The organism is Nesterenkonia sp. E16_10, from assembly GCF_017347085.1.
Lineage (GTDB): Bacteria > Actinomycetota > Actinomycetes > Actinomycetales > Micrococcaceae > Nesterenkonia.
In genome coordinates this window covers 1-12,743 of the sequence record NZ_JADPSA010000006.1, presented here as the reverse complement: position 1 = coordinate 12,743, position 12,743 = coordinate 1, and the positions used below count along the sequence as shown (strand labels likewise).

At 68.8% G+C, this 12,743-nt stretch carries 10 protein-coding genes; 2 read left to right on the top strand and 8 right to left on the bottom strand.

All coding sequences use genetic code 11. The features are described 5' to 3' along the window. The first annotated feature begins 41 nt into the window (after positions 1-41). Both I2487_RS15680 and I2487_RS03000 read left to right on the top strand, forming a co-directional pair. Positions 42-1,100 (top strand): CPBP family glutamic-type intramembrane protease, encoded by a 1,059-nt coding sequence (locus I2487_RS15680; RefSeq protein ID WP_207170334.1) that lies wholly within the window; start codon positions 42-44, stop codon positions 1,098-1,100. 118 nt (positions 1,101-1,218) lie between these two features. After that, on the top strand, positions 1,219-1,548 hold the full coding sequence (locus I2487_RS03000) for a winged helix-turn-helix domain-containing protein (protein WP_207170333.1): 330 nt from the start codon (positions 1,219-1,221) through the stop codon (positions 1,546-1,548). Here the strand turns inward: I2487_RS03000 and I2487_RS02995 are convergent. The 8 genes from I2487_RS02995 to I2487_RS02960 form a co-directional block, all read right to left on the bottom strand. Next, positions 1,530-3,527, bottom strand: coding sequence for a BCCT family transporter (locus I2487_RS02995; RefSeq protein ID WP_207170332.1), 1,998 nt, complete (start codon positions 3,525-3,527; stop codon positions 1,530-1,532). The genes I2487_RS03000 and I2487_RS02995 overlap by 19 nt on opposite strands. A 117-nt stretch (positions 3,528-3,644) precedes the next feature. Further along, positions 3,645-4,544, bottom strand: a complete 900-nt coding sequence (trmB, locus tag I2487_RS02990) for a tRNA (guanosine(46)-N7)-methyltransferase TrmB (protein ID WP_345941314.1) — start codon at positions 4,542-4,544, stop codon at positions 3,645-3,647. A 2-nt stretch (positions 4,545-4,546) separates the two neighbouring features. Then, complete coding sequence (locus tag I2487_RS02985; RefSeq protein ID WP_207170331.1) at positions 4,547-6,490, bottom strand: penicillin-binding transpeptidase domain-containing protein; 1,944 nt, start codon at positions 6,488-6,490, stop codon at positions 4,547-4,549. A gap of 70 nt (positions 6,491-6,560) precedes the next feature. Next, positions 6,561-6,995 (bottom strand): heat shock protein transcriptional repressor HspR, encoded by a 435-nt coding sequence (locus tag I2487_RS02980; protein ID WP_207170338.1) that lies wholly within the window; start codon positions 6,993-6,995, stop codon positions 6,561-6,563. A gap of 44 nt (positions 6,996-7,039) precedes the next feature. Then, positions 7,040-8,038, bottom strand: coding sequence for a DnaJ C-terminal domain-containing protein (locus tag I2487_RS02975; protein ID WP_207170330.1), 999 nt, complete (start codon positions 8,036-8,038; stop codon positions 7,040-7,042). 31 nt (positions 8,039-8,069) lie between these two features. Continuing rightward, positions 8,070-8,936, bottom strand: coding sequence for a nucleotide exchange factor GrpE (locus tag I2487_RS15400; protein WP_255545901.1), 867 nt, complete (start codon positions 8,934-8,936; stop codon positions 8,070-8,072). A 13-nt stretch (positions 8,937-8,949) separates the two neighbouring features. Then, positions 8,950-10,806: a molecular chaperone DnaK gene (gene dnaK / locus I2487_RS02965; protein WP_207170329.1), complete on the bottom strand. Its 1,857-nt coding sequence runs from the start codon at positions 10,804-10,806 to the stop codon at positions 8,950-8,952. A gap of 179 nt (positions 10,807-10,985) precedes the next feature. After that, positions 10,986-12,464 (bottom strand): NAD-dependent succinate-semialdehyde dehydrogenase, encoded by a 1,479-nt coding sequence (locus I2487_RS02960; protein ID WP_207170328.1) that lies wholly within the window; start codon positions 12,462-12,464, stop codon positions 10,986-10,988. Positions 12,465-12,743 lie beyond the last annotated feature (279 nt).

Genomic DNA, 12,743 nt, shown 5'->3' with positions numbered 1-12,743 from the left:
TCCGCAGGAAGCGGTCCAGGCTGAGCCGGTAGGGTTCTTGCGTGACTGTTCCTCCCTCCTCCCCGGCGACGCCGCGCACTCCCCTGGTCATCCTCAGCACCTTCGTGCTGGTGGCCCTCACCCTGGGCTGGCTGATCGCCCTGCCGCTGGTGCTGATGAGCCCCGAGGAGCGAAGCGCCGCCGAGCTGGGGGTGTATTACAACCTCTTCATGGTCACCCCGGCCGTGGCCGCGGTGGTCGCCTACGTCCTGGAACGCCGGCAGCCGCCGGCGGTGCTCTACGGCCACCGCCCAGGCTCGGCCCAGGCAGTGCAGGCAGAGCACGCAGAACAGTCAGGACAGTCACAGCAGGCAACCCAGCCAGAGCAGCCAGCTCAGATCCTCAAGGCGCAGAGCCTGACCGACGCCCTGGGCATCACCCCGCTGCGTCCGGTGCGCAGGCTGCTGGGCTGGTCGGTGCTCGCACTGCTGCTCTTCTTCGGCTTCAGCTTCATCGCGCTGCCGCTGGGCGGCGCGCTGGGGGTCTATCCCTTCGATCCCTCGATGCCGCTCTTCGTGCAGGATCTGAGCTCACGGCTGGGTCGCGACGCCACGGAGTTCATCGCCACCGGCCTGCTGCTGGAGGTGGGAGTCATCTTCTCCTCCTCGGTGCTCGGGGTGTTCCTGCACGCCGGGATCGAGATGGGCTGGCGCGGCTACCTCTTCCCGCGGCTGCAGCTGCGCTGGGGCCCGCGCGCCGCCGTCGTGGTCACCGGCGTGATCTCGGGACTCTGGTACGCCCCGCTGCTGGCCGCCGGATTCTTCTATACCCAGACCCCGGTGTTCCAGGCGCTGGCGCTGATGCTGGGCTATGCCACCATCATCGGCGGTGTGCTGGCCTGGCTGCGGATGCAGTCCGGGTCGATCTGGCCCGCCGCGTTCGCGCAGTCGATGATCTCGGCGGCCGTCATCCTGCACTTCTGGTTCGCCGAGGCGGGCGAGATGGTGGACCTGCGCCAGGCCACCCTGCAGGGTTTCACCGGATGGATCCTGCCCGGAGCGCTGCTGGTGGGGCTGTTGATCTTCGCCCGGCGCGCCTATCCGCAGCGCGTGAGCCGCTGAGAAGCTCCAGACACACCAGCGTCACACTGCCGACAACCCCGAGAAACGCCCTCCCTCTAGCCTGAGTCCAGGCAGTCCAGCAGCGGCCTGGACTCAGGCCTCACGGGGAGGAACGGCGATGGCGATTCCGGCACAGCAGCCGGTGGCGGAGGACTCCGCCCTGCGCCTGCACACCCGATCCGGAGAGATCACGGTCAGCGGGGACACCCTGCATCTGCCGGCTCCGGACACGGCCCCGGTCCAGCTGGCCCCGGGGCCGCTCGCACTGATGCGCGCCCTGATGAAGGCACAGGGCGCGGTGCTCTCCAGGGAGCACCTGCTGGCGGTGCTGCCGCACTGCGGCTCGGAACATGCCCTGGAGATGTGGGTCTCGCGGCTGCGCCAGTCGCTGCCTGACCCGAGGATGGTCAAGACCGTGGTCAAGCGCGGCTACCGGCTGGTGGTGTGACCCTCGCCGGACTCCGGCGCCTGCCCCTCGGGCTGTTCGGTGACCACGGTGCCGATCTCTCCGGTCTCCGGATCCCAGCCGTCGGCCCACTCCCCGGTGGCGAAGTCATAGCCCACCGGTGTTCCGTCCTCATCGGTGCGCTGGTACCACTCGGTGTAGTCACCGTGCTCGGAGTCCACCTCGGCGCCCGCGCCCTCACCCGGGTGGGTGGGGACCACCTCGATGGCGAAGTCGTCGCCGTAGCGCGTGACGCCGTCGAGCACCGCATTGCCCACCGCGGTGGCGGCGTACTTCTCACGCAGCGCATGCGGATCGGTGGCCAGCTCGCGCGACCAGGCGACCATGATCAGGATCAGCACCAGGGCGAAGGGCAGCGCGGTGATGATCACCAGCGACTGCAGTCCCTCCAGCGCGGTCTCGTCGCCGAGCAGCAGCATGACGGTGGCGACGCCGGCCATGACCAGGCCCCAGAAGACCACCACGATCTTGTTCGGGTCCTGATCGCCGCGGGTGGTCAGGATGCCCATGACCACCGAGGCGGAGTCTGCGGAGGTGATGAAGAAGATCGAGAGGATCACCACGATGACGATCGGCAGCCATTGCAGGAAGGGCAGCGCGTCGACCACGGCGAAGAGCACCTCCGGGGCGGTCAGGTCCGGGCTGACATCGCCCTGACCCTCCCGGGAGAGCCACATCGAGACCCCGCCCATGACCCCGTAGGCCAGGAAGAGCAGCGAGGAGGGGACCAGGATGACGCCGAGTATGAACTGCCGGATGGTGCGTCCCCGGGAGACCCGGGCGATGAAGATCCCGACGAAGGGTGACCAGGAGATCCACCAGGCCCAGTAGTAGACGGTCCAGGTGGACTTGAACTCCACCTTGTCCTGGCCCCAGGAGGCAGAGCGGCCCATCATCGTGAAGAGCGTGCCCAGATACTCCATCAGCGCCGAGGGCAGCATGTTGAGCAGGAAGAGCGTCGGCCCGGCGAAGAAGAACAGCCCGATCACCCCGATGGTGAGGATGATGTTGATGCTGGAGAGGTAGCGGATGCCGCGGGAGATGCCGGAGACGGCGGAGACCACGAAGCAGGCGCTGAGCACGGCGATGATGCCGATCAGCATGGCGTTGGTCAGCTCCGAGGCGCCGGAGACGATCACCACACCCTCACCGATCTGAACCACCGCGATGCCCAGCGCCGCGGCGGTGCCGAAGAGCGTGGCGATGATGGCGAACATGTCGATCAGCTGGCCGGCGAAGCCCTCGGAGTGCTTCTTGCCGAAGAGCTTCTCGAAGATCGCCGACATCAGCGGGACCCGGCCGCGCCGATAGGCGGCATAGGCCACCGCGCCGCCGACCAGGGCATAGATGCCCCAGGCGTGAAGCCCCCAGTGGTAGTAGGTCTGCGCCATGGCGCTGTGCAGCGCCTGGTCGGACTCGGGCGCGTGCTCCAGCGGCGGGGGCACGCTGTGGAAGTAGGTCAGCGGCTCGGCGGGCCCCCAGAAGAGCACCCCGATGCCGATGCCGGCGGCGAAGAGCATCGAGATCCAGGCGAAGGTGGAGAACTCCGGCTGCTCGCCGTCCTTGCCCAGCGGGATCCTGCCGTAACGGGTGGCGGCGAGGATCAGCAGGAAGACCAGCACCACAATGGCCACCGCGTTGAAGAGCCATCCCGCATGGTCCATGGTCCACTCATAGGCCATCCCGGAGACCTGCCCGACGCTCTCCGGGCTGGTGACCCCCCAGATGACGAAGGCCACGGTGAGCACTCCGGTGATCGTGAAGATCAGCCAGTCGATGCTGTAGCGACGGCGCTGCTCATCGATGCCGATCCCGGGCACCAGCGCGGGGTGGATGTCATGCGGATAGGTGGATCGTGAGATCGGGTTCAGCTGGCCCAGCGCCTGACCGGCCTGGCGCGAGACCCGTCGGGTCTCCTGGCCCAGACGCTGGCCGCGCGAGGGTGACTCTTCTTCGGACATGAGTGATGTACCTCTATCTACGTGGGTCCCCCGGCGCAGCGGCCGGCGGATCTGTACAGGTGCGAGTGCGTGGTGAAGCTGAGCGCGAGTCCCCCTCCGGTCTCCCAGAATCCGGCGCTATGGCTCTCGGATGAAGCTCAGGTCGAAGATCTTGCGGCCGACGGCGAGCGCCTTGGTCTCGAAGTCGGTCTGGGTGCGTCCGGGGAACCGGGGGGCCCAGCCGCCCTGCTCGTCTCGCGCCTCGCCGAGCTCCAGCGGCTCCGGCTGCCGGCCCATGGAGATCGCATCCAGATCATGGAGCCGGACCTCGGTCAGCGGGGAGTCCTCTCCGGCCCGCTCCCCGGCGTGGAGGTTCTTGAACTGGTCGGAGGCGCCGATCAGGGAGCGCATCTGCACGGCGTAGCCCGACCAGTCGGTGGCCAGTCGCCAGACGCCGCCGGCGGGCAGGACCCGGGCGACGCGCTCGATGAACCCCTCGTCCACGAGCCGACGCTTATTGTGCTTCTTCTTGTGCCACGGGTCGGGGAAGAAGATCCAGACCTCGGCGACCTGGCCGGGGGCGAAGAGCTGGTCCAGGACCTCCGGCGCATTGGCCACCGCGACCCGGACGTTGCTCAGCCGCTCCCGGCGGATCCGGCTCACCAGCTGGGCGGCGCCGGGCTTATAGACCTCGATGGCCAGAAAGTCGATGTCCGGATTCTGCGCGGCGGCGTGGGCCACCGCTTCTCCGGAGCCGGAACCGATCTCCACGATGATCGGGGCGCTGCGGCCGAACTCCGCCGCCCAGTCGATGTGGAAGTCCTCGGCCACGGAGGTGTCGCGCTCTCCGTGCGGGATGTCGAGCAGCTCAGCCCCCAGGGCCGCGTCCCAGGTCCGCTGGTAGCTGGGCTTGAGCCGGTTGCTGCGCCGGACGAAGGAGAGCGGCCGGCGCATCGGCAGGGTGCGGCGGGTGTCCTCTGGATCCGAGGGGACGGTCGGGGAAGAGGCGGGCTGGGGTGCGTCGGGCTGGGAAGTCACCGCTACAGGATAGCGGAGGCCCCTTCGAGGAACTCCTGGAGCAGGGGCCCGTTGGTGGATCCGCCGAACTCCCCCTCCTCCAGGAAGATCGCCACGGCGAGGTCGCCCTGCATGGCGATGACCCAGGTGTGGGCGTAGGCGTCCTCGCCGTCGCCGGCCTCGGCGGTGCCGGTCTTGGCGTAGATGGGTTCACCGGGCACCTCCACCAGCGACTCCAGCGAGCCGAAGTTCACGGTGTCGGTCATCAGCGTGCGCAGGTCCTCGGCCTCGTCCTCGGTGATCCCGGACTCGGGGGTCTCCGAGTCCTCCCCCGGCACCACCAGATGCGGGGTCACGGTGTGACCCGCGGCGATCGAGGCGGTGACGGTGGCCATGCCCAGCGTGGAGGACTCCACGACGCCCTGACCGAAGAGGTTGGCGGCATGGAGGTTCAGCTCGGAGTCCTGCGGGACCGAGCCCATCCGGGCCGGCACGCCCAGGTTCGTCTCCTCGGTGATGCCGAGGTCCACCGCCGCCTCATGGACCTCCGCGGAGGACACCTCGTCGTGGGCGTCGGCGAAGACGGTGTTGCAGGAGACCGCCACGGCATCGCGGAAGGGGATCTCGCCGAGGTATTCGGAGGGGAAGCCGGTGTAGTTGCCGAAGGACTGGCCATGCACGGTGGTCCGGTTCGAGCACTCGACCTCGGTGTCCGGGGTCAGGCCGCCGCGCAGCATGGCCAGCGAGGAGACTACCTTGAAGGTGGAGCCCGGCGCGTAGGTGGACTGGGTGGCGATCTCCACCTGTCCACCCTCCGGGTCGTGACTCGCGGCGGCGAGGACGCCGCCGTCGGAGGGCCGGAGGGCGACGATCGCCCCGGAGACGTCCTGCTCGTCGACGATCTCCTGGGCGAGGTTCTGCAGCCGCGGCACCATGGTGGTCTCCACGTCTCCCCCGTCGAGGGGCTCCACCGCGTAGAGCGTCTCGCCGTCCTGCTGGATCGCCATGCCCGGGGTCCCGCGCAGGGTCTCCTCGTAGGAGGCCTGGATGCCGGAGGTGCCGATGCTCTCGCCGACGCTCAGGCTCGGGTCGGCCTCCAGCGCCTCGGCGGTCACCGGACCCACCCGGCCCAGCAGCAGCGGGGCGAAGTCACGGGAGTCCGCCAGGGACATCTGGTCATAGATGCCGGCCGCGCCGGGGATGGCTTCGACGTCGGTGGCAGTGACCTCGTCCTCGGAGCGGCGCAGCGTGATGGCCTCCACGAAGGCCAGGTCCCCGCCGCCCAGCACGCTCTCCACGTAGGGGTCCACCGGGATCTCGACCAGCTCGGCCAGGGCTTCGGCCGAGCTGCGCAGCGTGTCCTCCTCGGCGGGCTCGCCGTCCTGGGTGAGCTGGGCCTTGTCGATGCCCAGCCGGACGACGTCGCGGTTGTAGACCATGGCGCGCCCATCGTCGTCCATGATTCGGCCGCGGTCCGCCCCGGTGGTGACCAGGTTGATCGATTCGGCGCCGGTGTAGTCGGGCAGGATGATCTCAGGCTCCGCCTCCAGCGCCCAGGTCGCGGTCTCCTGGTCATAGACCAGCTCCGCAGAGGTCTCATAGGTCCAGGTCTCACCCTCGATGCCGAGCTCCGCCAGCTCCCAGCTGTGCTGAAGCGGGACCGTGGCGGTGACCGGGCGCGGGGAATCCTCCGGCGGCTCATCGAGGCTGATCTCGCCGGGTGTCACCTGAGGGTCCAGGTCCTCGAAGGGCGCCTGGAGGTTCTGGACCGCCGCGGCCATGGTCTCGGGGTCGCCGGAGGCGAAGCTCAGGCCGGAGAAGTCTCCGCCGGCCACCGCGGCCGCCAGGGCCTCCGCGGCCTGGTCCACGGTCTCGGCGGGCTCCTCGCCGCAGCTGGTGAGCAGCAGCACCGCCGTCACCCCCACCGCGCTCGGAACGATGAGCCGAGAGCGCGAGAAGACAGACATGAGACCAGTATCACGGGTCCCACGGCGTGCGGGGCTCAGGACGCGCGGGGTGGGCGCAAGTCCCTCCAGGTCAGCGACGGCGCGGGCCGGGCTCCCAGAGGACCAGCGCCTGCGTGTTGGCCCGGGCGCGGCGACCGCGGGCCACCGTGACCACGTCGCCATGCGGGCCCACCGCGAAGAATCGCGGCTTGGTGGAATGGCGCTGGGATTCGCGCAGCTCCTCGCGCAGCGCTTCCACGGTCTCCTCCAGGACCTCCACCCGGTTCTGCAGATCCAGGACGCGGCGGATGCCCTCCAGCGAGACCCCCTCCTGGGAGAGCTGCTGGATCTGGCGGAGCTGGACGATGTTATAGGGCGAGTATCGCCGGTGGCGTCCGCCCTGCCGCCGCGGGGTGACCAGACCGATGCGGTCGTACTGGCGCAGCGTTTGGGGGTGCATGTCGGCCAGCTCGGCGGCCACGGAGATCACGAACATCGGCGCGTGCCGGTGCTCGGGCTCCAGCATCCGGGAGTCCAGCATCCGCGCATCGGGTGTCCGGGGATCCACCATCACAGCACCGCCTTCGCCTCGAGGCCTTTCCGGGGATCGATCCCCTTGGTGGCTTCGGCGTAGGCCTTCACAGCCTGCACCGCCTCATCGGAGAGGTCCTTGGGCACCTGGACCTCGACGGTGACCAGCATGTCGCCGGCGACCTCGCGGCCCTTCTCCTTCCGGCGCACCCCGTGGCCCTTGAGCCGCAGCACGCGCCCGGAGGTGACCCCGGCCGGGATCTTGATGTTGACCTTCTCGCCGTGCACCGTCGGGACCGCCACGGTGGTGCCCAGCGCCGCCTCGTCGAAGGCGACCGGCAGGTGGATCCGGATGTCATCGCCCTCGCGCTCGAAGAACTTGTGCCCGGACACCGCGACCTCGACCAGGAGGTCTCCGGCGCCGCCGGAACCGCGCTGGCCCTTGCCCTTCACGCGCACCTTCTGGCCGGTCCGGATCCCCGCAGGGATCCGCACGTCGATCACTCCGCCGTCGGGCTCGCGCAGCCCCACCGTGGTGCCACGGATGGCTCCGCCGAAGGAGATCGTGGTCCGCGCGGTGCGGTCGGCGCCCTTGGCCGGGGCACCGCCGCCGAAGCGACCGGAGCCGCCGAACCCGCCGGCACCTCCGAAGAGGTCCGAGAGGTCCGGGCCGCCGGCGCCGGCGCCGCCGCGGCCGAAGCCGCCGCGGGAACCGCCGGAGCCGCCGTTGAAGAGGTTGCCGAAGAGGTCTTCGAATCCGCCGCCCCCGCCGGGGCCCGGGCCGCCCGAGAATCGGGCGCCCGAGCCCATGGCGCGCACGGCGTCATACTGCTCGCGCTGCTCCTTGTCGGCCAGCACGGAGTGGGCCTCGGCGACGTCCTTGAACTTCTGCTCGGCGGCTTCATCACCGGGGTTCTTATCGGGATGATGCTTCCGGGCGAGCTTTCGGTACGCCTTCTTGACGTCCTCCTCGGAGGCGTCTCGGGAGACGCCGAGGATGGCGTAGAAATCTTTGTCGATCCAGTCCTGTGAGGCCACGGCGCCTCCCTCCTTCCTGCTGTTCTAAGGGTCAGCTCTGCTCGGGACCGGAGGAGACCATCACCTGGGCCGCCCGGAGCAGGCGGTCCCCGTGGCGGTAGCCGGCCCGCAGCACGATGGCCACGTGGTCGGCCGGGATCTCCTCATGGGGCTGAGCCATGATGGCCTCGTGCTGGTTGGGATCGAAGGCTTCACCGATCTCTCCCACCACCTCCAGGCCCTGGCTCTGCAGCACCGACTCCAGCCGGGTGGCGATGTGCGCGAAGGGACCGTCCTGAAGATCTCCGGCCTGGCGGGCCGAGGAGATGTCGTCCAGGACCGGCATCAGCTCGGTGATGAGCTGACCCTTGGTCCGATCGCGCTCGGTGGCCCGGTCGCGCTCCACCCGACGGCGGTAGTTGATGTACTCCGCCTGGAGTCGCTGCAGGTCCGCCTGCAGCTCGGCCTCACGCTGACCGTCCTGGGCGGGCGCCTCCTCGCGGATGCTGTCCTCGGCCAGGATGGCCTCGGGATCCATCGCCATCGCGGCATCGGCGATCGACTCCTCCTCCGTGCCACGAAGGAACTCGTCGGCCGCCTGGATCCGATCCTCGGGTTCGGTCTCGACCCCGCCGGAGAAGCCGTCCTCCGCGGAGACCTCAGAGAGCTCGGGCTCCTCGGCCACACGGGGGTCGACATCCTCGGAGGTCACGCCGGCCGTCTCCTCGGCCGTGACCGGGTCTCCGGTCTCGCCGTGGCTCTCCTGCCGGCCTTCGCCGCCGAGGGCCTCGATGTCCTGCGGGTCCTCCACGGGGAGGTCATGCAGGATCTTCTCGGCCTGGGCCAGCGGGTCCTGCACGGGATCCTGCTCTTCGGGCTCTTCGCCGCTGGGAACCTCAGGGTTCTTGTGATCTGCCATGTGTGCGGCCCCCTTACTTCTTCTCGGCTTCGTCCTCTTCGTCGACGACCTCTGCGTCGACGATGTCCTCATCCTCGTTCTGCGCGGGCTCGCCGGTGCCGTCAGCGGAGGCCTCCGGAGCCTGGGCGTAGAGCGCCTCGCCGATCTTGACCTGGGAGGCCTGCAGCTTCTCGTAGGCGGCGTTGACCTCTTCGGCGTTGTCCTCGCCCTCGAGCGCCTTCTTGAGCTCGTCGACGTCAGCCTGGACCTCGGTCTTGACCTCCTCGGGCAGCTTGTCGCCGTTGTCCTTGAGCAGCTTGTCCACGGAGTAGGCGGTGGACTCGGCGGCGTTGCGCTTCTCAGCGGCCTCGCGACGGACCTTGTCCTCCTCGGCGTGGGCTTCGGCGTCGGCGACCATGCGCTCGATGTCTTCCTTCTCCAGCGAGGTGCCGCCGGTGATGGTCATCGACTGTTCGGTGCCGGTGCCCTTGTCCTTGGCCGAGACGTGGACGATGCCGTTGGCGTCGATGTCGAAGGTGACCTCGACCTGCGGGACGCCGCGCGGCGCCGGTGCGATGCCGGTCAGCTCGAAGGTGCCCAGGGCCTTGTTGTCCCGGGTGAAATCGCGCTCACCCTGGAAGACCTGGACGGCCACCGAGGGCTGGTTGTCCTCGGCGGTGGAGAAGACCTCGGAGCGCTTCGACGGGATGGCCGTGTTGCGCTCGATCAGCTTGGTCATCACTCCGCCCTTGGTCTCGATGCCCAGGGACAGCGGGGTGACGTCGATGAGCAGCACGTCCTTGCGCTCACCGGCGAGCACGCCGGCCTGCAGGGCTGCGCCGACGGCGACGACCTCGTCCGGGTTGACACCCTTATTGGCGTCCTTGCCGGCGAGCTGCTTGACCAGCTCGGCGACGGCGGGCATCCGGGTGGAGCCGCCGACGAGGATCACGTGGTCGATCTCGGCGACCTTGACCCCGGCCTCCTTGATGACGTCGTTGAACGGCTTCTTGGTGCGGTCCAGCAGGTCCGAGGTCATGTCCTCGAACTTCGCCCGGGACAGGGTCTCGTTGACGTGGACCGGGACGCCGTCGTTCTGGGTGGCGTAGGGGATGTTGATGTTGGCGCTGGAGGTGGAGGAGAGCTCCTTCTTGGCGCGCTCGGCCTCTTCCTTCAGACGGGGCACAGCGATCTTGTCCTTGGAGAGGTCCACGCCCTCCTTGGCCTTGACCTGCGCGACCAGCCAGTCCATGATCCGCTGATCCCAGTCGTCGCCGCCGAGGCGGTTGTCACCGGAGGTGGAGCGGACCTGGATGGTGGAGAAGTCGTCCTCATCCTTGCCGACCTCGAGCAGGGAGACGTCGAAGGTGCCGCCGCCCAGGTCGAAGACCAGGATGAGCTCGTCCTCCTTGCCCTTGTCCAGGCCGTAGGCCAGTGCCGCGGCGGTGGGCTCGTTGACGATGCGCGAGACCTTCAGGCCTGCGATCTCGCCGGCCTCCTTGGTGGCCTGGCGCTCGGCGTCGTTGAAGTAGGCCGGGACGGTGATGACGGCTTCGGTGACGTCCTCGCCCAGGTAGGACTCGGCGTCGTGCTTGAGCTTCATCAGGATGCGCGCGGAGATCTCCTGCGCGGTGTACTTCTTGCCATCGATCTCGGTGGACCAGCCGGTGCCCATGTGACGCTTGACCGAGGCGATCGTGCGGTCGGGGTTGGAGACTGCCTGGCGGCGTGCCACCTCACCGACCAGGACCTCGCCGGACTTGGAGAAGCCGACGACCGAGGGGGTGGTGCGGGCACCTTCGGCGTTGGCGATGACGGTGGGCTCGCCACCTTCGAGGACTGTGACGACCGAGTTGGTGGTTCCGAGGTCGATACCTACTGAGCGGGACATGCGGTCTCCTTTCGAGAGCGGTGTTGAGTGAACTGCGCTCAAGTCTTGTACTTGCTCGACGTGGTGTCAAACTGACTTGAGTGGAGGTGACTCAACTTTCTACTCCCGGTGCAACTTCGGACCCGCGGATTCCATTCCCGGACCCGCGCTGGGGTCCGGATCCGGTGCCCCGATCCGGCTCACATGGCGATGCCGATGTACTTGGTCTCGAGGAACTCCTCGATGCCGGTGTCCCCGCCCTCACGGCCCAGCCCAGACTCCTTGATCCCGCCGAAGGGGGCGGCGGGATTGGAGACCGCGCCCTGGTTCAGTCCCACCATGCCGGACTCCACGGCCTCGGCAACCCGGATGCCGCGGCGCAGGTTCTCGGTGTAGACATAGTTGACCAGCCCGTATTCGGTGGCGTTGATCCAGGAGATGACCTCCTCCTCGGTGTCGAAGGCGGTCAGCGGCGCCACGGGACCGAAGATCTCCTCCTGACGCATCCGCGCACCGGCGGGAATGTCGGTGAGCACCGTGGGCGGGTAGAAGTAGCCGTCGCGGTCCACCGGCTGCCCGCCGAGCAGGACCTTGGCGCCGCCGTCGACCGCCTCGGTGACCAGGGCGTCGACCTTCTCGAGCTGCCTGGCATCCACCAGCGGTCCGACGCGCACCCCGTCCTCCACGCCGCGGCCCAGCGGGAGCTTCTGCATCTCGGCGGAGAGCTTGGCGGCGAACTCGTCGATCACGCTGCGGTGCACGAAGATCCGGTTGGCCGCGGTGCAGGCCTCGCCGGTGTTGCGCATCTTGGCCAGCAGCGCGCCCGCCACGGCGGCGTCGATGTCGGCGTCCTCGAAGACCACGAAGCCAGCGTTGCCGCCGAGCTCCATGGAGGTGCGCAGCACCCGCTCGGAGGCCTGCTCCAGCAGCTTCCGGCCGACCTCGGTGGAGCCGGTGAAGGAGAGCTTGCGGGCGATTCCGGAGCGGATCAGCGGCTCCATCACCTTGCCCGCGGTGGAGGTGACCAGGATGTTCACGGCTCCGGCGGGCAGCCCGGCATCATGCAGGATCTCGGCGAGCGCCAGCATGGAGAGCGGGGTGAGCTCGGCGGGCTTGAGCACCGAGGTGCAGCCCGCGGCGATCGCCGGGCCGAGCTTCCGGGTGCCCATGGCCAGCGGGAAGTTCCACGGGGTGATCAGGATCGTGGGACCCACCGGCTGCTTCGCGACCAGGAAGCGGGCGCCTCCGGCCGGTGCTGTCTGGTAGCTGCCGCTGATCCGGGTGGCCTCCTCGGCGAAGTGCCGGAAGAACTCCGCGGCGTAGGCCACCTCGCCGTAGGCGTCGCTCAGCGGCTTGCCCATCTCCAAGGTCATCAGCAGCGCGAGATCATCCTTGCGCTCATGCATCAGCTCGAAGGCGCGCATCAGGATGTTCGCGCGCTCCCGCGGGGGCATCGCGGCGAGTCCGGGCTGGGCGGCCTCGGCGGCCTTCAGCGCGTTCCAGCCATCGCGCGGCGAGGCATCGGCCACGGTGCAGAGCAGCCTGCCGGTGGAGGGATCGTTGACCTCCAGGGTGGCTCCACCCTGGGCGTCCACCCATTCGCCGTTGATGTAGAGGCGCTTGGGGGTCGACTCGATCAGTTCGGATTCACGCTCTGCGGTGATGCTCTGCTCTGCCATGGGTCCTCCTTGAGAGGGTGCGATGGACGTGACGTGGGCCTTCGAGGGCCAGCCTACGCCGCCCGTGCGGCCGGCGTGACCGGGTTCGGCGCGATGACCGTGCGTCGTTCTGGCCTTGCGCCGGGATGACAGCTAACCTGGAGCGCAAGAAGATTGTCAACAATCCGAAAGGTGCATTTCGATGGCGACGCTGTCTCCCCAGCTGAAGCAGGCGACCCCCGTGGTGGCGACCCGCGGCGAGGGCGTGTGGCTCTACGACGAGGCGGGTCAGCCGCATCT

Coding starts and splice junctions, on each gene's coding strand:
- I2487_RS02995 (WP_207170332.1), bottom strand. CDS start 3,527: ATGTCCGAAGAAGAGTCACCCTCGCGCGGCCAGCGTCTGGGCCAGGAG.
- I2487_RS02985 (WP_207170331.1), bottom strand. CDS start 6,490: ATGTCTGTCTTCTCGCGCTCTCGGCTCATCGTTCCGAGCGCGGTGGGG.
- I2487_RS03000 (WP_207170333.1), top strand. CDS start 1,219: ATGGCGATTCCGGCACAGCAGCCGGTGGCGGAGGACTCCGCCCTGCGC.
- I2487_RS15400 (WP_255545901.1), bottom strand. CDS start 8,936: ATGGCAGATCACAAGAACCCTGAGGTTCCCAGCGGCGAAGAGCCCGAA.
- I2487_RS02980 (WP_207170338.1), bottom strand. CDS start 6,995: ATGCTGGAGCCCGAGCACCGGCACGCGCCGATGTTCGTGATCTCCGTG.
- dnaK (WP_207170329.1), bottom strand. CDS start 10,806: ATGTCCCGCTCAGTAGGTATCGACCTCGGAACCACCAACTCGGTCGTC.
- I2487_RS02960 (WP_207170328.1), bottom strand. CDS start 12,464: ATGGCAGAGCAGAGCATCACCGCAGAGCGTGAATCCGAACTGATCGAG.